The 19844-nt window shown below is 37.3% G+C and carries 23 protein-coding genes and 1 pseudogene; 15 read left to right on the forward strand and 9 right to left on the reverse strand.

Annotation, left to right across the window (positions count from 1 at the left end; genetic code table 11):
* Positions 1 to 385 precede the first annotated feature (385 nt).
* Both PN450_RS19170 and PN450_RS19175 read left to right on the forward strand, forming a co-directional pair.
* On the forward strand, positions 386 to 1042 hold the full coding sequence (locus PN450_RS19170) for a sigma-70 family RNA polymerase sigma factor (protein WP_015078515.1): 657 nt from the start codon (positions 386 to 388) through the stop codon (positions 1040 to 1042).
* Positions 1043 to 1158: 116 nt separating this feature from the next.
* On the forward strand, positions 1159 to 1620 hold the full coding sequence (locus tag PN450_RS19175) for an anti-sigma factor family protein (protein WP_148765668.1): 462 nt from the start codon (positions 1159 to 1161) through the stop codon (positions 1618 to 1620).
* A gap of 298 nt (positions 1621 to 1918) precedes the next feature.
* Here the strand turns inward: PN450_RS19175 and PN450_RS19180 are convergent, their stop codons facing one another.
* The 4 genes from PN450_RS19180 to PN450_RS19195 all read right to left on the reverse strand — a co-directional run bounded on the left by PN450_RS19180 (position 1919) and on the right by PN450_RS19195 (position 4192).
* Entirely contained in the window at positions 1919 to 2206 is a 288-nt protein-coding gene (locus tag PN450_RS19180; protein ID WP_174783126.1) for a hypothetical protein, read from the reverse strand.
* Between the two features lie 64 nt (positions 2207 to 2270).
* On the reverse strand, positions 2271 to 2540 hold the full coding sequence (locus tag PN450_RS19185) for a colicin E5-related ribonuclease (protein WP_148765672.1): 270 nt from the start codon (positions 2538 to 2540) through the stop codon (positions 2271 to 2273).
* Between the two features lie 258 nt (positions 2541 to 2798).
* Positions 2799 to 2999, reverse strand: a complete 201-nt coding sequence (locus tag PN450_RS19190) for a tetratricopeptide repeat protein (RefSeq protein ID WP_148765674.1) — start codon at positions 2997 to 2999, stop codon at positions 2799 to 2801.
* Between the two features lie 104 nt (positions 3000 to 3103).
* Complete coding sequence (locus PN450_RS19195; RefSeq protein WP_148765676.1) at positions 3104 to 4192, reverse strand: nucleotidyltransferase domain-containing protein; 1089 nt, start codon at positions 4190 to 4192, stop codon at positions 3104 to 3106.
* A 467-nt stretch (positions 4193 to 4659) separates the two neighbouring features.
* On the opposite strand from PN450_RS19195, the gene rplU reads away from it, so the two are divergent.
* Together rplU and rpmA are read left to right on the forward strand one after the other, a co-directional pair.
* Positions 4660 to 5079 (forward strand): 50S ribosomal protein L21, encoded by a 420-nt coding sequence (rplU, locus tag PN450_RS19200; RefSeq protein WP_015078509.1) that lies wholly within the window; start codon positions 4660 to 4662, stop codon positions 5077 to 5079.
* Between the two features lie 138 nt (positions 5080 to 5217).
* Positions 5218 to 5502, forward strand: coding sequence for a 50S ribosomal protein L27 (rpmA, locus tag PN450_RS19205; RefSeq protein WP_015078508.1), 285 nt, complete (start codon positions 5218 to 5220; stop codon positions 5500 to 5502).
* A 56-nt stretch (positions 5503 to 5558) separates the two neighbouring features.
* On the opposite strand, the gene PN450_RS24135 is transcribed toward rpmA, so the two are convergent.
* Entirely contained in the window at positions 5559 to 5984 is a 426-nt protein-coding gene (locus PN450_RS24135; RefSeq protein ID WP_015078507.1) for a hypothetical protein, read from the reverse strand.
* Between the two features lie 278 nt (positions 5985 to 6262).
* Between PN450_RS24135 and cruF the strand changes: the two genes are divergently transcribed.
* The 5 genes from cruF to PN450_RS19235 all read left to right on the forward strand — a co-directional run bounded on the left by cruF (position 6263) and on the right by PN450_RS19235 (position 10230).
* Positions 6263 to 7171 (forward strand): gamma-carotene 1'-hydroxylase CruF, encoded by a 909-nt coding sequence (gene cruF, locus PN450_RS19215; RefSeq protein WP_271837236.1) that lies wholly within the window; start codon positions 6263 to 6265, stop codon positions 7169 to 7171.
* A 363-nt stretch (positions 7172 to 7534) separates the two neighbouring features.
* A complete protein-coding gene (gene cruG, locus PN450_RS19220; RefSeq protein WP_271837237.1) occupies positions 7535 to 8704 on the forward strand; it encodes a 2'-O-glycosyltransferase CruG in 1170 nt (389 codons plus the stop codon).
* A gap of 142 nt (positions 8705 to 8846) precedes the next feature.
* Positions 8847 to 9110 carry a hypothetical protein gene (locus tag PN450_RS19225; protein ID WP_137909322.1) on the forward strand — a complete coding sequence of 88 codons (264 nt, stop codon included), beginning with the start codon at positions 8847 to 8849 and terminating at the stop codon, positions 9108 to 9110.
* A 409-nt stretch (positions 9111 to 9519) separates the two neighbouring features.
* Positions 9520 to 9777 carry a hypothetical protein gene (locus tag PN450_RS19230; protein ID WP_271837238.1) on the forward strand — a complete coding sequence of 86 codons (258 nt, stop codon included), beginning with the start codon at positions 9520 to 9522 and terminating at the stop codon, positions 9775 to 9777.
* Positions 9778 to 9786: 9 nt separating this feature from the next.
* A complete protein-coding gene (locus PN450_RS19235) occupies positions 9787 to 10230 on the forward strand; it encodes an HNH endonuclease (protein WP_137909324.1) in 444 nt (147 codons plus the stop codon).
* 81 nt (positions 10231 to 10311) lie between these two features.
* Here the strand turns inward: PN450_RS19235 and PN450_RS19240 are convergent, their stop codons facing one another.
* On the reverse strand, positions 10312 to 10860 hold the full coding sequence (locus PN450_RS19240; RefSeq protein WP_271837239.1) for a hypothetical protein: 549 nt from the start codon (positions 10858 to 10860) through the stop codon (positions 10312 to 10314).
* Between the two features lie 387 nt (positions 10861 to 11247).
* Here PN450_RS19240 and PN450_RS19245 point away from each other — a divergent pair, with 387 nt between their 5' ends.
* Positions 11248 to 12516, forward strand: a complete 1269-nt coding sequence (locus PN450_RS19245) for an NB-ARC domain-containing protein (RefSeq protein ID WP_271837240.1) — start codon at positions 11248 to 11250, stop codon at positions 12514 to 12516.
* Positions 12517 to 12687: 171 nt separating this feature from the next.
* A complete protein-coding gene (locus tag PN450_RS19250; RefSeq protein ID WP_271837241.1) occupies positions 12688 to 13839 on the forward strand; it encodes an alanine--glyoxylate aminotransferase family protein in 1152 nt (383 codons plus the stop codon).
* Positions 13840 to 14000: 161 nt separating this feature from the next.
* On the opposite strand, the gene PN450_RS19255 is transcribed toward PN450_RS19250, so the two are convergent.
* A complete protein-coding gene (locus PN450_RS19255; RefSeq protein WP_148765692.1) occupies positions 14001 to 14915 on the reverse strand; it encodes a DUF4351 domain-containing protein in 915 nt (304 codons plus the stop codon).
* 329 nt (positions 14916 to 15244) lie between these two features.
* Here PN450_RS19255 and PN450_RS19260 point away from each other — a divergent pair, with 329 nt between their 5' ends.
* Complete coding sequence (locus PN450_RS19260) at positions 15245 to 15433, forward strand: hypothetical protein (RefSeq protein ID WP_148765694.1); 189 nt, start codon at positions 15245 to 15247, stop codon at positions 15431 to 15433.
* Between the two features lie 514 nt (positions 15434 to 15947).
* On the opposite strand, the gene PN450_RS19265 is transcribed toward PN450_RS19260, so the two are convergent.
* Entirely contained in the window at positions 15948 to 16118 is a 171-nt protein-coding gene (locus PN450_RS19265; protein WP_168204472.1) for a hypothetical protein, read from the reverse strand.
* 225 nt (positions 16119 to 16343) lie between these two features.
* Here PN450_RS19265 and PN450_RS19270 point away from each other — a divergent pair, with 225 nt between their 5' ends.
* The 3 genes from PN450_RS19270 to PN450_RS19280 all read left to right on the forward strand — a co-directional run bounded on the left by PN450_RS19270 (position 16344) and on the right by PN450_RS19280 (position 19016).
* A complete protein-coding gene (locus PN450_RS19270; RefSeq protein ID WP_271837242.1) occupies positions 16344 to 17963 on the forward strand; it encodes an RluA family pseudouridine synthase in 1620 nt (539 codons plus the stop codon).
* Between the two features lie 279 nt (positions 17964 to 18242).
* The gene (locus tag PN450_RS19275) at positions 18243 to 18497 is read left to right on the forward strand and encodes a TMEM175 family protein (RefSeq protein WP_271837243.1); all 255 of its coding nucleotides are present in this window, start codon (positions 18243 to 18245) and stop codon (positions 18495 to 18497) included.
* Positions 18498 to 18671: 174 nt separating this feature from the next.
* A complete protein-coding gene (locus PN450_RS19280; protein WP_271837244.1) occupies positions 18672 to 19016 on the forward strand; it encodes a hypothetical protein in 345 nt (114 codons plus the stop codon).
* A gap of 71 nt (positions 19017 to 19087) precedes the next feature.
* On the opposite strand, the pseudogene PN450_RS19285 reads toward PN450_RS19280, so the two are convergent.
* A pseudogene (locus PN450_RS19285) lies at positions 19088 to 19708 on the reverse strand (DevA family ABC transporter ATP-binding protein); the annotation flags it as partial.
* Between the last annotated feature and the right edge of the window lie 136 nt (positions 19709 to 19844).

The raw sequence follows: 19844 nt of genomic DNA on the forward strand, positions 1-19844 counted from the left end.
CGTCTCGCTCACGCGGGCAAGACTTGTACTGAGCTTGTCGATAGCGCAGCGTGGCGTTAGCCATAGTATGCCCGCACTACCAAAAACCCGTCAAAATAAATTTGACAGACTACTAGTACATCACGGCGTAAATAAAGCAACCATATTCAATCGCCAAAAAGCCTACTGTATATTAGTTTTGACTTTTGACTTTTGACTTTTGACTTCCACCCTGCGGTACTAGTTACTTGCCTTTCCCATCCCTAGTCTTATGATCAATAAAACCCTGAAAACTCCTTTCTATATTTATTTCCGTGTTCCGATTATAAATCCGTCACCTTACTGAGGAACTTTTGACCAATGATCAAGTCTAATAGGAAGGAGTGATTTAAAGCTAGACCGATCCATGAGTCAATCCATTAGTGTATCTTGGTCAACAGTTGATGCCACCTACCCAGCAGCATCGGTGCAAGTTGACAAACTCTCAAACCACGACCTTATTTTACGCTGTCAAGTCGGATTGCGTCCAGACCGTGCTGCCTTTTCAGAACTATTGCGCCGCTATCAGACTCAAGTTGATCGAGTTTTATATCATTTAGCGCCCGATTGGTCTGACAGAGCCGATTTAGCCCAGGAAGTTTGGATTCGTGTCTACCGAAATATTAACCGACTACAAGAACCTGCCAAGTTCCGAGGTTGGTTAAGTCGGATTGCCACTAATTTGTTTTATGATGAATTACGTAAACGCAAACGGGTAGCCAGTCCTCTCTCCCTAGATGCTCCGCGATTGTTAGCCGACGGGGAAATGGATTGGGAAATTGCCGGTGATACCCCAAGTCCGGATGAGGAAATGACGACCAGAGAATTTTATGAACAGTTGCGAGAAGCGATCGCTGATTTACCAGAGGTTTTTCGGACTACAATTGTTTTGAGAGAAATTGAAGGACTGGCCTATGAAGAAATCGCCGAAATTACCGGAGTTTCCCTGGGAACGGTGAAATCTAGAATAGCCAGAGCCAGATCAAGATTACAAACTCAATTGCAAACCTATCTAGATACATAATCTACATCATGTTTCCTCAATTTTATGGCAGATTTTAAGAAATATTAAGGACTGTCAACGAAAATATATATTTTCTGCCATTGAGAAGCAAAAATGAATCAACAGGTACTATAAATATGGAGAAGCGCGATTGTTTCGAGTTATTAAGTGCTTACCTGGATGGCGAAGTCACAGCTACTGAACGCAGACAAGTTGAAGAGTGGCTTTCAACTGATACTTCTATTAAGTGCTTGTATAAGAGACTGTTAAATCTTAGAAAGGGTTTACATGACATCCCTGTTCCCGCAACTGCTCAGTCATCAGAGGTAACGATTAACCAAGTTTTAACGCGTGTTAATCGCCGTTATCGCTTGAACTGGATGTTAGGTGGTGCAGCCGCTGCGGCTTGTATTCTGGGAACAATATCTGGTTTATTCCCAGGTAATTCCAGAATGGTAGAAATAGCCACAACACAACCAACAGAATTAACACCAACAGCCACAGATTCGCCTTTAATGGTGGCTTTAAATAACCCAGTCATTGAAATTCCCAAAACAGCAGTCGCCACCGGTCAAAAGCCAGTTAATAACCTCAATTAATTACCTGGCGGGTAAACTTTTTGTAATATCATAAAATACAACCAAGCCCAATCTGGAAATGAGCCGTTTAGCTTGTAAACCTCTATTTAATGGCGATTATAGAGGTTTTTTGATGTCGGTTAATTTCTTTGCTAAGTAGGTGAACTGAAAAATTTAAAGGTATGTGAAGAAAAGTAAAATCGCCCAAAACTCTCTTCCTGTTCCCAGTTAAGAGTTCCCTGTTCCCTTGCCCCAACGACAATTTTTAACGCCAACCTACTTAGTAATCTTCTAAATTATCTAATGCATTCTTTTAATTTTAATCACTCAAAACCAAAGAAACAAAAGCTGTTCCTTTTGGTAAATTATGGGTAATAAATTGTTTAGCTATAGATACACTTTGTTGAGGATCATCAATTTCACTTAAATCTAATGATCCAGGATCTTCGGATATTTGATCATTGATATAATACCATAAATCTACACCTAAAACGGAAATATTTCTTTCGGCAATTTCGTTAATAAATTCCAGTGCATTAGCAGGAGTTAATAGCAATTCTCCAGCTTTAATAAATCCTGTTTTTTGATATTTATCAATTAATTTCATGTTTGTACTCCTGAATTTACTTATTAGTGAAAATATTCCTGATATTTATTAATCAACATTTAATTTAGTATTGTTTTTCAATCCAGTTAGGATCATTAATATCACTTACCTGAACTACATCACCTGTGATGTCATTACAGACAATGTATGCACCATCACTCCTGTAATATACAGTAGCAGGATCATCTTTTCTTGTACCATCTATATTATACCTTTTATCTCTTGTTTTTTCCGTTTTACCAGGATTTAAGTAAACTAATTCAAGCATTTCTTCTGTCCAACCCCTTTTACTCATTTGTTGTTTTATTTTTTTTCCAATATTTAATTTTGGCATCTTAATTGAACTTGTTTTTTAATATTTGTTTAGTTGATACATTTTAATTATAATTACATTGCATAAGCAGGGGATATGGAATATAGGACTCATATTTGATTTTTGAAAAACACTCGGTACACCTGAATCGGCTAGAATCCTTTTACCTCATGCCTTTTGCATCTTACCTAACTACGCAAATAATTTCAGGATTCAAATATTATTCCTATAGATACTTTCACTATTTTTGTAATTCTCTAATTCTATCTTGCGCTATTTTTAACCATTTTTCATTCCCTCCCTGTTTTGGTAGGTTCTGGCATCATGAGGATCAAGATTAATTAATTCATTATATAAAGCGATCGCACCTTGATAATCTTTCAAGTAATAACGAATTATACCCCAGATAATTTCCCCAGTATTCGAGTCTTCCTGAAATAGTCCTGGCACTAATCCAGTTACGGCTTGAATACCAATCATGCCCACAGCATAAATATCACTAGCAAGTTTAGGCAGTTGAATTTTGTTTATTTAGCCACGTCCACGAAGCGTACCCCAGGCATCTTTCCAATTTCCAGATTTTCTTACCAACCTTGCATTTCCACCAACTCCATGCACAAATCATTGATTTGCTCCAAGTCAGGACGATGTGATAAACTAGATTGCTCATAAAAAGCATCCATTTGAGCAACCAAATCTTCCGCCATTTTCATTAATTGCTCATAACTATAATCACCTCGCAAAATAGCCTTTAAATCATCAATATCACCAGCTAAATTTCTATCTACAGTTACTTCTCCCCGCTGCAAAATTTCCAAGCCACTGCGTAGTAATCGAATACAGTGCATTCCATGTTTTAAATCATAACCTGATTTTTTTTCCATTTCGGCTCTAGCAGGATTTCTATTTTCTTGCCAAGATATATAAGCCTTCCATTCTCTTAAAGCAATTTGATAACTTTGACTTTTTTGCAAAAGCCGGATAAAATCTTTACGGCTATGAGTTAAATTTTGGGTATATGCTAAAGTTTCATCTGCTAAAGTGTACTGTTTCAAAACACCTTTAAAATCAATATCCCCAGTCAGCAACTTATATAACTGTTCTGATTCTTCCAAAAACTCAATTTTCCCCCTAATCAAAAGATAAAGATATTCCAAAAAAGCATTTAACTCATCTTTGCTTAACGGAACTTCATCCATAATATCAAAATCGGCAGGAAGAGGTTTCTTCGTAGGTGGATTTAACAACCATTTACGATGAGTTTCCATCTTCTTAATTTGAGCAAAAGCATAACCAGAATAAGTATGCTTTACCTTTTTACTCAAAAATAAATGACGGTGATTAATTAAATGTTGTCCGACATTTGTTAAAAAAGGATAATTATTTAACCACAGCAATTCTAAAACATTGGGATTTGCACCAGCTAATAAATGAATAACCTTTCTTAATTCATAAATAACCGTATCTTCATTACCATCTATAAACGGAAATATCCCCGGTTCATCCCAACCAGAATCCTTTTGTTCAATACTATCAAATCCCAAATAATAGCGTTTAGGAGCAATAAATACACCACGATAATCATAATCTGATTCTGGACGATTTAAACCATAACCATGACTACCAGCTAAACCCACAAAAATAGTTCTTTGTTCAACTTCAATTCTTTTCATCTTTATCTAATAAAAATTAAATTTTCATTTTCAGCATTAACTAAATTATAATTGATAATTCGTAACAATTATCACATTTTTCTAAAATTCTCCCGATTTTGTTGGGTTTCACTTCCCTCTACCCAACCTACAATTTTCTTAAATTATTTATGAAAAATCTGAAAGTGAATAGTAAAAAAATCTGAGCAACCCTATTTAAATTGCTCAGATTAGTTAAAAAATTTTCCGTCTGTGTCATGGTTAACTACAAACACCAGAATTATCTTTTCGGAAATCAGCGAGAAATAAAATTATATTTTCTCAAAGGTTGACTGATTAACCATCAATCAGGTAATATAGTAGATTGTCTGTCTAATTCCTGCTCGGATCAGGTAGACATACTGCAAAAGCTGGCAAAGCTATAAATAATAGCGTCTCTACAGGAGATTATAGCCAGCTACCTGTACGGCAACCTCAAGGACGATTTAATGACTTACGCGATTATTGAAACTGGCGGTAAACAAATGAAAGTAGAAGCAGGTCGCTTTTACGACATTGAACTACTAACCGCTGAACCAGATGAAAAAGTTACCATCAACGCAGTATTACTTGTACATCACGAAGGCGCAGTTTCCATTGGACAACCTTTAGTAGAAGGTGCAACCGTGGAAGGGACAATTATGCGACACTTTAGAGGTCGCAAAGTCCTGGTGTATAAGATGAAACCTAAAAAGAAAACCCGCAAAAAACGGGGACATCGCCAGGAAATTACCAGATTTTTGATTAATTCTATCAATCTCAACGGCGAAGTTTTAGCTTACGAAGAAGCGCCAACGAGTCCTGAACTTCCTGTTCTTGATACTGACTTTGTGGAAGAAACCGCTGACGAATCATCCGAAGAATCATAAAGAAAGGTTTAAGTTGCTAGTTAGGCAAGGGGGAAAAGGTGATAGAGAGTAATTACCAATTACCAATTACTTTTTTCCCAGCCTAAACTGGATAACTAGCAACCTGGGATAAATAAAGTAAATAGAAAAGAGGGAATCATGGCTCATAAGAAGGGAACTGGTAGTACGCGGAACGGTCGTGACTCGAATGCTCAACGACTAGGTGTAAAACGTTATGGTGGACAAACTGTACGCGCAGGTAATATTCTAGTCCGTCAACGTGGTACTAAGGTTCATCCTGGTAACAACGTTGGTATTGGTAGTGATGATACTTTATTTGCTTTAATTGACGGTGTAGTTACCTTTGAAAGAAGAGGTAAAAGCCAGAAGAAAGTTAGCGTTTATGCAGTAGCCGCAGAACTCGTAGAAGCTGTAGCTGGTTAATTCGTTATTAGTCATTGGTCATTCGTTATTAATTAATTAATGACCAGTGACTAATTTTAAATGTAGTGATTGATAAGTGCGCCTATTCCTAGTCCTAACAGTGAGCAAAAAGATATACAGCCAAAAGCTAGTGCTGGTTTTAAACCAACTGTTTGAAAGTCTATTTTGGCTAGGATGGTCGCTGACAAAATTAGTAAAGTATCAAGAAATACCCGAAACCAGGCAATCATTAGAAAAAATAGGAAAGCTGCTAAGATAGCCACAAGAAAAGTCCTAGCGTTTGACTTGAAGAAAATATGAGAATAATCATCTAGTTTTAGCCAAGGGTTAGTGAGCAATATCAGGGACAGCAGGATAGTTACCGCAGTTATCAGCCGTACATACCACGGGGCCTTTTCTTCAAATATCAACCAGCCCAATGTACTGTAACTCAGTAATATAAGTGTTAAGGAAAACCAAGGTATCTTTTTCAAAATTGACATATAGCAGGAGTCAGGAATAAAACGGGCTTTAAGCAGTTGATAAATGTAAAAGTTCTGTACCTTACTCAGTTACAAATCGTTCTATACTGATGTAATCAGTATCGGTTTCATTGATTATTTCACAGATTTACTGAACTCATCAGGTTTCTAAATGTTGAATTCCATCCCTAATTCCCAATTTAAGAGAATAAAGATCAACATTTAGTTAAATATGTTCATAAATATTTGTAAACTGTTAGCAGTTGAATAGCCATCTGGCATATCATTAAGGATTGATCATGAGACAACTTGTTATCGTCGAGCGCGTATGCCTAATTGGTCATATCGTTTCTATGGTATTTGGACTGGTGGGGATATTGATTGTTATTCCCAATGCTGAACTAATTGTTAGCTTATCAGAAGTCGGAGAGAGCGTCATGCAGTGGAGTATGGCGGGTGGTGGTGTGGTATATATGATTTTGGGGGCGCTGGGAGTGTTCCTTTATGCTTACCGAACTTTAGGTTTAGCACGCGCTTTAGGATTTTTAATCCCATCTTTATCAATTTCCCTAACTAGCGAATTACTAGGAACTAGCACAGGCTTTCCCTTTGGCTACTATAGCTATTTGAGCGGTCTGGGTTATAAAATTTCCGGGTTGGTCCCTTTTACAATTCCCCTTTCCTGGTTTTATGTGGGATTAGTTTCTTATGTGTTGGCTCGTGCGGGTTTAGAAGTAGATAAAAAACCCAGCTTGTTCCGTCACGTGGGAGCTATTGGTTTAGGGGCTTTACTGCTCACTTCTTGGGATTTTGTGCTTGACCCAGCCATGAGTCAAACTTCCCTTCCCTTCTGGTATTGGCACCAACCGGGGGCTTTCTTTGGAATGCCTTATCAAAACTTTGCGGGTTGGATGGGTACTGGTTCGTTATTTATGACTGTAGCGGCTTTGTTATGGAGCAAAAACCCGGTTAAGTTAGACCATTACCAACTAAATGTACCTTTATTAGTTTATTTGGGTAACTTTGGTTTTGCCACAGTCATGAGTTTAGCCGCTGGGTTTCCTATTCCTGTACTGCTAGGTGTGGCACTGGGTGTAGCTCCGGCTGTGCTGCTGTGGTCTAAAGGTTCTAGTACACCTGCAACGGTGAATATTGAAGCAGCTACTAAAGAAGTTGCTGTTGCTAATGTGAAAGTTGCTTTCAAATAGGGAAGAGGGAAGAGGGAAGAGGAGAAGAAATTCTGCCAATTACCTCTTTCCCAATTACACAAAAAGCAAGCTAAGAGGTTGTTTGAAAAGTATTATATGAAACCCATAATCTCCAAAAACCTAACCCCTCTTCCCTTGTAGGGAATGGCGGTTTTAAAGCCTCTCCCCGACCAGGGGAGAGGTTTGGAGAGGGGTCTGTTTACACATTAAAAACTTTTAAAACATCCTCTTAGACCGGGGAGTGTCAAGCACATTATTTCTCGTAAAGTATTGCGTCAATTTTGGCCTCACTGTTAAGTTAATTTGCCTAAATTGCGCGAAAATCTAAACTAGCTAGTTTATACAAAAAAGTCAGGGTTAAAATTGTTAAATATTATTCCGCTCCTATTGCTACTTATCCAAGTACCTGCAACAGCCATTTTGCTTTCCCGGTTGCTCAAAGGTCCAGGACGTTATCCAGCCCTCGAACCACAACAACCCACACCAGAACTTTTGGGAACTGTGAGTGTGGTTGTACCGACACTAAATGAGGCATTACGGATTAGTCCACTGTTGGCTGGTTTGAGTCGCCAAAGTTACGAAGTTCGGGAAATTATTGTGGTTGATAGTCGCTCACAAGATGGTACTCCCGACTTGGTGAAAACCGCACAAATAACAGACCCCCGCTTTCGGGTGATCACAGATGACCCTTTACCCCCTGGCTGGGTTGGTCGTCCTTGGGCGTTGCATAATGGCTTTTTATTCACATCTGAGGGGAGTGAATGGTTTTTGGGCATGGATGCAGATATTCAACCCCATCCTGGTTTGGTGGCGAGTTTGGTGAAAACTGCGATCGCTCAAGGTTATGATTTAGTATCTTTATCACCGCAGTTTATTCTCAAATATCCGGGAGAATGCTGGTTACAACCGGCTTTGTTGATGACGTTACTGTATAGATTTGATCCTACTGGTATTTATACTGAACAACCGGAACGGGTCATGGCTAATGGTCAGTGTTTTTTATGTCGTCGGTCTGTATTAAGGGCTGTGGATGGCTATAGCAGTGCTAAAGGTTCTTTTTGTGATGATGTGACTTTGGCGCGGAATATTGCCTCTCAAGGCTTTAAGGTGGGCTTTTTAGATGGTGCTAAGGTGCTAAGGGTGAGAATGTATGAAGGGGCGTTAGAAACTTGGAATGAATGGGGACGCAGCTTAGATTTGAAGGATGCTGCTTCTCCTGCTCAGATTTGGGGGGATTTATGGTTATTGTCTGCGGTGCAGGGTTTACCTCTTTTGATTTTATTGGGTTATTTGTTGCTTCCTAGTTTGGTGCTTTCATTGCCGGCGATGTTGTTGTTAGGATTGAATATATTTTTGGTGGTGATTCGTTTTGCTTTATTATTAGCGATCGCTCCCTCTTATGATCGTAAAGATGCCAACGGTGGCTGGTTATTCTGGCTTTCCCCTTTAGCAGACCCTTTAGCGGTGCTACGCATCTTTTTATCTGCATTTCACACTCCCAAAGAATGGCGCGGTAGGAAATACGGTGATTAATGCTATTTAGGGTGTTGACCGATGGTATCGCTCTTTATCTTATTGGGGAGAGCGATCGTATTTATTAGAAAATATCTTGGTTCTTAAAGAACACAGGCTATATAATTAGTGTATCTGTCAATTCTCTACATTTATTTGCTCTATGGATTTATTAAACATCCGCACCAAAGTAATCACAGAAATTAATCTCATTCCCGAAGATAAATTAGAAGAATTATATAATTTTATTCATTATTGGCGATTGAATGGAGAATCATCTCCAGGTTCACTAGAACAAACTATGCAGTTTGCTGGCTGTTGGAATGATATGTCAGATGAAACATTTGCTAATTTCAGTGAAGAAATCAACATCCGTCGTCAACAGGCATTTTTTGAAAGGAGAAGTGATGAAACCAGCTTTGATTGATACCAATATTTTATCATTTTTTTTCCGCAATCATAGCTTAGTTGTTGAGCGGTTTGAGGCATATTTAAGAGTTTATAGTAAAATTACAGCGCTTTCCGGTGTGATGAGGTACATATCCAGCGGGCAAGATGCCCGCACTACAAGAGTTTCATAATTCAAGTTTGTACCTCATTAGAGCGAAATCTGCTGTAATATTAGCATTATTACTTATTATGAAATTCTCAGTGGCTTAAAGCATCGTGATGCACAAAAACAACTGAAGTCTTTCTTAAAATTCGTCTTATATCATACAATTTTAGTAACCGCTCAATAATTCGGGGTAAATCCTTCGATGACAAGCCTCAAATGGCGTAAAATCGTTCCCCAACAGGTAGTCCGCCCCCATTAAAAAAGGAGATAATTAATCATCATGGAAACATCAATCAGTATTAATCCAGCTTATGAAGAAATAATCAACTTTCTCGCTGCTGGCATAACATCTCAAAGTTTAGTTGAATTTCAAGTATCAGAAACAGTAAAAGAAAGAGTATCTGATTTGATTTTTCGAGAAAAAACTGATGGAATTTCTTCAGAGGAAAAATCAGAATTAGATCATTATTTGATTCTAGAACATTTATTAAGACTAGCAAAAGCTAGGGCTTATGATTTTATTAACGAAAAGGCTTAAAATTCAATTATGGAGCGTCCTTATTTAAATCTAGAACTTCGCCGTTTAGTTGCTCAAAGAGCAGATAATTTATGTGAATATTGCCTGATTGCTGAACATGATACTATTTTAGGATGTGCCATTGATCATATTATTAGTATCAAACATGGTGGCTCATCAAATATAGATAATCTAGCTTATTGTTGTGTTTATTGTAATCGTTTTAAAGGCAGTGATATCGGTTCAATTATTATAGATAAAAAAGAATTTGTGCGTTTTTATCATCCTCGTTGGGATAATTGGGGAGAACATTTTAAACTGAATAATTCTACTATTGAATCTCTCACAAATATAGGACAAGTGACGGCTAGAATTTTAGGGTTTAATGATCAATCTCGTTTATTAGAACGTCAATTACTTATTGATAATAAAAAATATCCTTCTCTTTTGGCAATGAGAAGAATGAAGGATTAATGCAACGTCTTCCAGATTATTGAAATTGCGATAATTATGCTGGTGGTAAAATGAGTCGCTGGATCACTAATTCTGGATTGTCTAAGAATGGATTAATTTAGTTAATTTTCTATTAATAATAGATATGTTTTGAATTGGCATAGCAATTTCATAAGGATTGAGAGTTTCATCGAAATTTGTATGAATCTGAAAATTTTTATAAATCTTTTCAAAAATATTTTCAGAAATTACATGATATAAGACTTTTAAGGTTGCAATTATATTATTATCTTTGAGCATAAAACACTCAGATATTGCTGTTCTTTTATTAATTAACTTCCCTTTGGCGACAGCGTTAATATAGTTCAAAATTTCATAATTTTCTTGAGCAGCTTTATTAAAGTATTCTGCATGATATGCCAAGTAATAATGTTTTGATTTATGAGAATTAGACATAGCAGCAGAGCAAGATCCAAGAATAGCTAAATGTCTTCCCGCTTCAGCAGCAGAAATATAGCCAACTTCCATATCTAATGGTTGTTGTATAGGAATCTTTGCTAAGATAAAACCTTCTTCATTTTGGCGCAAATTTTCTAGAGCAAAATAAGGAGGTGTAACCTCTATGTAATCAAATATATTTTCAATAGCCATAAATAACTCAACTTTTACCAAACTTTTATAAGCATAAACATAGAAATACGATATAGCAATGGAAGTTTGCCAACTTAAGCAAAAGGAACTTAATAATCCTGACAAAATATCGCTCCGACTCCTCTACCACAATCCTTTCAAGCGTTGAGACTGTAAGCAAAATAGACCGCAGAATTATTTCAAATTGTTAAAACTTCCCCTTTTTGCAAAATGCTGTATTGATAAACACATCAAACAACCGCTATACTCTGTTCAATCTCTTAATTGTATTTTTATACTATTGTGAGATTAATACCGTTTTCCCGGAAATCAGTCATTTTTCCGGCGGTTAGAGTTAATTCTCTTGCCCTATTTGGCTTTGCTTAAAAAAATTTATATTTTATACTCATGGATCTACCAAGAAAACGTAAACGTGGGTCAATCCTCACGATTCAAGGTTTAAATAAACTTGAGAACGCCATAAAAACAAAGGAATATGCTGAAAATAACGGCAAGCGATTTACCCTTGATAATCTCAGTATTCAGACTGAATTAGACTCTCATACCTTATGCAAAATTTTTAACTGCAATGTCAGAGTTGATAAAAAGTCTCTAGTCAAATGTTTCAAAGCATTTAATCTGGTGCTAGAGGCTGATGATTATCAATCACCTCTACAGCCTCAAATTCAACCTTATGGGGATTATAATTTAGCTCCCGATGTCTCCGTTTTCTATGGACGCACCGCAGAACTGGCAACATTGAACCAGTGGATTCAGGTTAATCGCTGTCAATTAATCATGGTGTTAGGTATGGGTGGTATGGGCAAAACCAGCCTCATAGCCAAGTTAATGGCAGGTTTTACCAACAGCACAGACTCGTCATCATCAGAATTTCAGTATGTCATTTGGCGATCTCTTCGTCATGCCCCAACAGTAGAAGAAACCTTAACTGATCTAATTCACATCCTCTCACACCAGCAAGTCGTTGATTTACCAAAATCTCCACATCAATTAATATCAAAGTTAATGCAGTATCTCCATCAAACTCGTTGCTTACTGGTTCTGGATAATCTAGAATCCATTCTGCAATGGGGAGAACGAGGGGGATCATATCGAGAAGGATTTGAAGGCTATGGACAACTGATTAGCACAATTGGGGAGTCTACCCACAAAAGTTGTTTAATTATCATCAGTCGAGAACCAGCGATCGCATTTAGTCTACTAGAGAAAAAAGCCAATTCGATTAAATCACTGATCTTGAAAGGGCTGCTTCCTGAAGACGAAACTCAAGCAGAATGGCAAACATTACATAATCACTATGGCGGAAATCCCCTGATGCTGAAAATTGTTGCCACTACTATTCATTTTCTATTTTCTAGCAAAATTGATCTTTTTTTAGCCCACGGTATCACCGTCTTTGACCATATTTACGATTTATTAGATCAACAATTTCAACGCTTATCAGATTTAGAAAAAACCGTGATCTATTCCTTAGCAATTCACCGCAAACCCATATTAATGCCAGAATTAATAAACGAGATTATTCCCCCTGTCACTTCCCAGAAACTATTGGGAATACTAGAGAGTTTGAAATTGCTATCTTTGATTGAATTCAATGGAAACGGATTCACAATGCAAAACGATGTGATGGAATATGTTACCAATCAATTTGGATAACAGGGAACAGAACAAGATTATAGAGATTTCTGTTTTTAATAAAACGTATAATTGAATAGCGCGAGAGAAAATATGGAACTTAATTAATTAGTCGCACTTCGGCATACTCATTGACCACATACCGCTATATGATGCGATTAATTACAATTTCATCTCACATAAATTAAGTTTATGACATCCACCATTTCCGTTAATGACAGTCAGCGTCTAGGACTCGAACCCCTCGAAGTCCCCCACCGTCTCTTATTGGGTCCAGGTCCCTCCAATGCCCATCCAGCGGTATTACAGGCGATGAATACCACACCAGTGGGACATTTAGATCCGGCTTTTTTAACCCTCATGGATGAAATTCAATCCCTGTTGCGTTACACATGGCAAACAGAAAACTCCCATACTATCGCCGTCAGTGGCACGGGTACAGCCGCAATGGAAGCTACTTTGGCTAATTCTGTCGAACCGGGTGAGGTGGTATTAATTTGTGTAGCTGGTTATTTCGGTAATCGCTTGGTAGATATGGCGGGCAGATATGGCGCAGATGTCAGAACTATTACTAAGCCCTGGGGACAAGTTTTCAATTTAGAGGAAATCAGCGCCGCAGTAGCCACCCATAAACCAGCAATTTTGGCTTTAGTTCATGCAGAAACTTCCACCGGCGCTCGTCAACCCTTAGAAGGTGTGGGTGAGTTGTGTCGTCAACATGGAACTTTGTTGTTAGTGGATACCGTTACCAGTTTGGGTGGTGTTCCCATCTTTTTGGATGAGTGGGGTGTTGATTTGGCTTATAGCTGTAGTCAAAAGGGTTTGGGTTGTTCTCCAGGTGCGTCACCGTTTACAATGAGTGGGCGGGCAATGGAGAAGTTGCAGAAGCGTCAATCTAAAGTGGCAAATTGGTATTTAGATATGACATTGTTGGGGAAATATTGGGGGACTGAACGCACATATCACCACACTGCACCGATTAATTTATATTATGGTTTACGGGAAGCTTTGCGTTTAGTGGCGGAAGAAGGTTTAGCTAGTTGTTGGCAACGTCATCAAAAGAATGTCGAGTATCTGTGGGAAGGATTGGAAGATATGGGTTTAAAGATGCACGTTGAAAAGGAATACAGGCTACCAACTTTAACTACTGTTTGTATTCCTGAAGGGGTAAATGGTAAATCTGTGGCCAGGCAGTTGTTAGTTGAGCATAATATTGAGATTGGTGGCGGTTTGGGTGAACTTGCTGGCAAGGTTTGGCGTGTAGGTTTGATGGGTTTTAATAGTCGTCCTGAAAGCGTGGATAAGTTGATAGCTGCTCTGGGAACAATGATCTCTAATAATTAGTTAGTTTGTAGTTGGGCTAAAGCCTAAGATACAGCATATTTCGCTCTAATGAGGTATAAACTTGAATTATGAAACTCTTGTAGTGCGGGCATCTTGCCCGCTGGATATGTACCTCATAACACCGGAAAGTGCTGTAATTTTAGAACTCAAGCCCAACTACATTATTCTTGATTTTGATTTAACCAACTTTCTAAATTATCAAGTTTGGTGAAATCTAATAATTCTTCTCCCAACATTTCTAATTTATCAAGTGATAATTTTTGAATCTTGGCAATTAATTCTGAATTAATTTCTCCAATGCGACGATTTAATTGCCGGATAATTAACAAAGTTTCTCCCTCAATTTTTCCCTCAATTTTTCCCTCAATTTTCCCTTCCTGAACCGCCAACTCTCTATCCTGTTGATACAATGGTGCTAATCTCATAATTATCTCCCTATCTTCGGTTTCTTGATTGACTCCCAGGTGTTTTTGCAGGTTGTACAATAATTCTAGCGTGATTCTCCTAAATGGGTGGTTTACTGTTAATTCTGCTAGTTCCTCAATAGCTTGTTTTTGAACATTTCCTCTTCCTAACATTCTAATCCAAAGAGTTTCTTCCGTTCGTGGTAGTTGATGAATAACTACTATGGCTGTACGTAACGCTGCCCCTAAATAGTATATTCCTGGTAAAGAGTCAGTTTTTAAGGTAGTATTAAAGCTAGATAATATCTCTGGTGATGCTGTCGGAGTAAGTATCCACAGTTTCGGAATTTCTGATTCTTGAAGATTAGTTTTATTGCGTTTCGCTTCTCTTTTTAACACTCCTTTGACTTCTAATAACTTTAACAAACAATCACAAATCTCATCAGATGATGCCGGATTGCGATAAGGTTCAAAAATCGCGGGAGTAGATGCAAATTTACCTAATAAACCTAAAAGTTGTAAATTAGGATTTGCTTGGGGATAGGGAGAAAAGTAAACATCAATTTCTCTAACTTCTCCCGCTACACGACTTGGTGCTTGAACCTCTCCATAGTTTTTGAGAAGTTCCTCTAAATAGTCCTTAGCAAATTGATCATGAATGAATCTTGTCATGTAATAATTATATCAGTATATTGTGTTTTAAGTATCAAAGGGTATTTGTAAAGTATAAAATTCTATAAATCACGAAATCCCAGCTTAGTACAGCATCTCACAATTTTAGGTAAAATAGAGATTCTTAACTCACTCCAAAAAGTAGATTACAACTCTACTTCCTGCAAATGTAGAGAATCAAGAAGAAGTGGAAATTCTTCAACTGATGAGGTAGATAATAGAAAAGTCACAACTAATTGACGAGAATTTGTACTTCTTGTGTTGATAACTAACGCAGGAAGTGGAAAGAATTCCCTCAGTTTCCAGTAGAAATTAAAGGGGTATCTGTCATGAAAAAATACATGAGTGCTTTAGAGGGGTTAGTCGAGCAGTTGACACTAGCTGCAATTTTAGAGATGCTAGAACGGATATGTCATAAAAAAGCGGAAAATCTGAGAACTCACTGGAATGATGAAGAAACCGCAAAGCTTTGGGAGAAAGCAGCTAGACAGATAGAGAATATCAATGTTGATATTTAAATATTGCGAAAACAAATTACTCTTAGTTTATGGTTATTTTCAGTCAATGGAAATAACCAATTTTTAATTTTGCGGATAGCTAATTACCCCAAAAAACCAGCGAGTAATAGTGGTAATAGTATCAAAGCAGACCCGATTAAAACCAGGGTAGCCGGATCAATTTTAATGTGGCTCTTTTGTGGATCACGCATTTGGTATAATTCTGAAAAATAACTATTTTAACACAAGCTAAATTCAATATAACCATTTATTTTTTATTCTGAGTGTTGACAATTATCTATGGGAACAAATACTTTGTGATAACAACCTACAGATTGTCCAAACCAAAGCCTAAGTAGGTTAGCATTGAAAATCGTCGTTATGGCACTAGGCTTGAGGCAATACTTCGACTTCGCTCAGTAACCAGAGGCAAGAGGCAAGAGTGAAGAGGGTTTGGGCGATTTTACTTTTCGTTACATATTACTCTTCGAGAAGCCGCTTCGCGTCTACGGTTTTTTTCCGTTCACCTACTTATCTAAACTTCCTCCACAGGATTTTCCCAAAGATGTTCCCACAGGTTTCGGGAAAGTTTCATATCCTCATCTACAAAAAAATACATGAGGAAAAATGGTAAAAACAAAAATACAGCGGTTTCCGCTCTTATGAGGTACAAAGTTGAATCATGAAACTTTTGTAGTGCGGGCATCTTGCCCGCTAGATATGTACCTCATAACACCGGGAAGTGCTGTATCAACGTGATGATAAAATTCCCGACGGGATTATTGATAATTTCTGGTGTGAGAATAATCAGAGGTATTGTAAAATATACTAACATCTAACATCCATACCAAAAAAAGCTTCCCAATTAAAACAAACAACTTAAACAAAAATTTGTTAACTATCAAATAATTTATCATACTATATACATTTTATGATTCTTCTTCATCCGCTTTCAGACTTTATCGAATCCAATTTTATCATTTATTCCGCACAGCCTAACTATTACTATGAAGGAAAATGTCGCCAAACTGGTGAAATATTGAGATTACCCCGCACACCTTTAGCAGAAGCTATAGCTGATAGTCTCATGCAGCAACTTGAACAAGATCATCTTTATTCCCATGAGGGAAAAATGTATGGTATTTTGTTAGTTGAATTACCCAATGGTGAACAAAGAGTTATTAAAGCATTTTCCGGTTTATTAAATGGTAATAGTATGGTTACAGGTTGGGTGTTACCAATTCCTGGTAGAGAGAAAGTGGCTTTTTTAGAAACTCAGATTTTAGCAAAGTTAGCAGCAATTAAACAAGAAATTATTACCCTTGAACAAATTCCCGAAAGAGCAGAATATAAAACTCTGTCCGTGGAATATACCCAACAGTTACAAACTATGAGCTTACATCATGATCATAGCAAACAGCAACGACACAAACAACGTCAAGAATTTTATCAAACTCTCACAGATGAATCTCTCACAACTGCTTTGGAAAAACTAGAAGCAGAAAGCCGTCAGCAGGGAATTGACCGCCGAAATCTTAAACGCCATCAAAATGAAATTTTACAGCCTTTACAGCAAATTATAACGTCCGCAGATAGGAAGATTACAGAACTCAAACAACAGCGGAAACAACTATCTCGGCAATTACAAACAGAAATGCACGCTGCTTATAGCTTAACTAATTTTCAAGGACAATCTCTATCTTTACAGCAATTATTACCAGCAGGAACACCAACCGGAACAGGAGAATGTTGCGCTCCTAAATTATTAAATTACGCAGCTACTCATCAACTAAAACCTTTAGCAATGGCTGAATTTTGGTGGGGTGATTCTGCGGTCGAGAATAAAGTTTCAGGAGAATTTTATGGTGCTTGTTTAGAAAGATGTCAGCCATTAATGGGATTTTTGCTATCAGGATTAAAGCCAAATAAAGTAGAAATAATTTATGAAGATGAATGGCTAATTGCTGTGAATAAATCATCAGGACTGTTATCTGTTCCCGGTCGTTATTTTCATAATCAAGATAGTGTAATTAGTCGTTTACGTCATCTATATAATCAAGAAATAATCGCGGTACATCGTTTAGATCAAGATACTTCCGGGATTCTCTTAATAGCTAAAGATCCAATTACTCATTCTCAATTAAGTCAACAATTTCAACAAAGACAAATTCATAAAGTTTATGAAGCTTTGCTGACAGGTTCTCTAGCTATTAATGAAGGTGAAATTAATTTACCTTTGTGGGGAAATCCTGATCATCGTCCTTATCAAGAAGTTGATTTATCACGAGGTAAACCTAGTTTAACTCACTTCCGCGTTATGAACAGAGAAGGAGATTATACCCGTGTTGAATTTGTGCCTTTGACTGGACGGACTCATCAATTACGGGTTCATGCTGCTGATACAAGAGGACTGGGAATGGCAATTTTGGGGGATAAACTCTATGGTTATCATAGTGATACTGATAGATTATATCTGCACGCGAGAGAGTTGAGGTTTCAGCATCCTCATGTAGAAAAAATCTTCCACTTACAGGTAAAAACACCATTTTAATTATAATTAGGGCTTGCTGAAAAAGTGGAAAAAGCCTTAATTTGTAGGTTAGGTTGTGAAACGTGAGCGTTCGCGGAGCAATCAGCAGGATATCTGAATTTGCAAAAATATCTTGACAAACACTTTAGGTTTATTATATTATTTAATATAACGAGCGTTCGATATAGAAACGATAGCTGTTATGCCGAAATTCTTGTTATTTGAATTTTATTTTCCACCGTAAGTTTACTTTGACCCAACGTACAAATTAAAAGTAGCCTGCACTTTTGGATATGACTAATGAATGAAGATAAAAACAATAATTCTGATCAGAAAGAGCCTATTGTCCACCTTCAGAGAATAGCTGATATTATATTCGCACTGGCAATGGCAGAGTGCTTCTTAGCTCTTGATTTTCCTGAAAATCTGCAACAGCCCACAGACTCAGAAATTGTGGCATTTTTACTAGCTCAAATAAAACCACTCACTAGCTACGCGATCGCATTTGTGACTGTTGGTTTCTACTGGCTAGAACATATCAAGCAATTTAAATAAGTAAGTCGGCACGATAAAATCAATATACATTTTTTTCGTAAAAACCCTTAAATAACCTATCTATAAGGTATTTGTCGAATTTACATTTCGTTACATATGTTGATTGTTTAACGCCAACTTACTTATTACAAACAAGCAGATACAATTCATATCTCACTCTATTTACTTTATCTGATGGGAATACTTCTGATTCCTTACTCTGACACCCTAGTTATTTATTTTCCAGAAAATGCTCTTGTGAAAATATGCTTTAGCGTCAATACTGCATTCATTGGATTGATATCATTTATTAACTGGAATTATGCGACTTATAAACACCGACTAATTGCCGATGATCTAAATAGTGAAATTATTATTTCTACAAGATGGAAAATCTTGATAGAGCCGATGTTTTCCTTATTAACAATAGGAGTTGCTATTATCGATCAAGGTTGGTGGGAATATGTCTGGTTTTTATTACCAATTCCTTACCTCTGGACTGAGAGGATATTTAATAAGGATGGTGTTAAAAATAATTAACAGGTCGCTCATTATGAAAAATATCAGGACAAGGAGTAGCTAATCACCTTGAAATACTAAATACACTCTGTTTACTGTATCTTCGCCGTAATATTGACATCTTTAAGCTGACCGTCTTCCATATAAATAATCCGGTCAGCAATATCTAAAATGCGGTTATCGTGGGTAACAAGCAAAATAGTACAGCCTTGTTCTTTAGCAAGTTTCTGCATCAATTCCACAACATCGCGGCCAGATTTTTTATCAAGTGCAGCGGTAGGTTCATCAGCTAAGACAATTTTAGGCTGGCTGACTAAAGCACGAGCGATAGCCACCCGTTGTTTTTGTCCACCAGAAAGATTTTCGGGGTAGTAACTGATACGATCTCCCAAACCAACAGATTCTAGCATGGCGATCGCTTTGTTGTTGATATCATGATTTAGATATTCATCATGCAATTCCAAGGACATCCGCACATTTTCTTGGGTAGTTAAAAAGGTCATCAGGTTGTGCGCCTGAAAAATATAACCTATTTGACGGCGCAATTTAGTTAAGTGTTGTTTATTTGCTCCACATATTTCCTGTCCTAAAATTTTCAAACTACCTTCTTGAGCAGAACGCAAACCACCCATTAAAGTCAAAAGTGTAGTTTTACCTGAACCGGAAGGTCCAGTCATAATCACAATTTCACCAGGTTGAATATCCAAATTAACCTGAGTTCGATGTAAATAAAAAGTCTAAAAGTACGTAACAGTAACAGTTCTGTCAATAAGTATTGGTTATTGAGAATTAAAGCCCACACCAAAAATTTCTCAAAAAATTAATTTTTTGAAATGTATTTACTATTAG

The organism is Dolichospermum lemmermannii CS-548 (assembly GCF_028330815.1).
In the GTDB taxonomy this organism is placed as follows: domain Bacteria; phylum Cyanobacteriota; class Cyanobacteriia; order Cyanobacteriales; family Nostocaceae; genus Dolichospermum; species Dolichospermum lemmermannii.

Bases quoted from the DNA above. Each gene is read 5' to 3' on its own strand.
- PN450_RS19170 (WP_015078515.1), top strand. From the start codon at position 386: ATGAGTCAATCCATTAGTGTATCTTGGTCAACAGTTGATGCCACCTAC.
- PN450_RS19175 (WP_148765668.1), top strand. From the start codon at position 1,159: ATGGAGAAGCGCGATTGTTTCGAGTTATTAAGTGCTTACCTGGATGGC.
- PN450_RS19180 (WP_174783126.1), bottom strand. From the start codon at position 2,206: ATGAAATTAATTGATAAATATCAAAAAACAGGATTTATTAAAGCTGGA.
- PN450_RS19185 (WP_148765672.1), bottom strand. From the start codon at position 2,540: ATGCCAAAATTAAATATTGGAAAAAAAATAAAACAACAAATGAGTAAA.
- PN450_RS19190 (WP_148765674.1), bottom strand. From the start codon at position 2,999: ATGATTGGTATTCAAGCCGTAACTGGATTAGTGCCAGGACTATTTCAG.
- PN450_RS19195 (WP_148765676.1), bottom strand. From the start codon at position 4,192: ATGAAAAGAATTGAAGTTGAACAAAGAACTATTTTTGTGGGTTTAGCT.
- rplU (WP_015078509.1), top strand. From the start codon at position 4,660: ATGACTTACGCGATTATTGAAACTGGCGGTAAACAAATGAAAGTAGAA.
- rpmA (WP_015078508.1), top strand. From the start codon at position 5,218: ATGGCTCATAAGAAGGGAACTGGTAGTACGCGGAACGGTCGTGACTCG.
- PN450_RS24135 (WP_015078507.1), bottom strand. From the start codon at position 5,984: ATGTCAATTTTGAAAAAGATACCTTGGTTTTCCTTAACACTTATATTA.
- cruF (WP_271837236.1), top strand. From the start codon at position 6,263: ATGAGACAACTTGTTATCGTCGAGCGCGTATGCCTAATTGGTCATATC.
- PN450_RS19225 (WP_137909322.1), top strand. From the start codon at position 8,847: ATGGATTTATTAAACATCCGCACCAAAGTAATCACAGAAATTAATCTC.
- PN450_RS19230 (WP_271837238.1), top strand. From the start codon at position 9,520: ATGGAAACATCAATCAGTATTAATCCAGCTTATGAAGAAATAATCAAC.
- PN450_RS19235 (WP_137909324.1), top strand. From the start codon at position 9,787: ATGGAGCGTCCTTATTTAAATCTAGAACTTCGCCGTTTAGTTGCTCAA.
- PN450_RS19240 (WP_271837239.1), bottom strand. From the start codon at position 10,860: ATGGCTATTGAAAATATATTTGATTACATAGAGGTTACACCTCCTTAT.
- PN450_RS19245 (WP_271837240.1), top strand. From the start codon at position 11,248: ATGGATCTACCAAGAAAACGTAAACGTGGGTCAATCCTCACGATTCAA.
- PN450_RS19250 (WP_271837241.1), top strand. From the start codon at position 12,688: ATGACATCCACCATTTCCGTTAATGACAGTCAGCGTCTAGGACTCGAA.
- PN450_RS19255 (WP_148765692.1), bottom strand. From the start codon at position 14,915: ATGACAAGATTCATTCATGATCAATTTGCTAAGGACTATTTAGAGGAA.
- PN450_RS19260 (WP_148765694.1), top strand. From the start codon at position 15,245: ATGAAAAAATACATGAGTGCTTTAGAGGGGTTAGTCGAGCAGTTGACA.
- PN450_RS19265 (WP_168204472.1), bottom strand. From the start codon at position 16,118: ATGCCCGCACTACAAAAGTTTCATGATTCAACTTTGTACCTCATAAGA.
- PN450_RS19270 (WP_271837242.1), top strand. From the start codon at position 16,344: ATGATTCTTCTTCATCCGCTTTCAGACTTTATCGAATCCAATTTTATC.
- PN450_RS19275 (WP_271837243.1), top strand. From the start codon at position 18,243: ATGAATGAAGATAAAAACAATAATTCTGATCAGAAAGAGCCTATTGTC.
- PN450_RS19280 (WP_271837244.1), top strand. From the start codon at position 18,672: ATGGGAATACTTCTGATTCCTTACTCTGACACCCTAGTTATTTATTTT.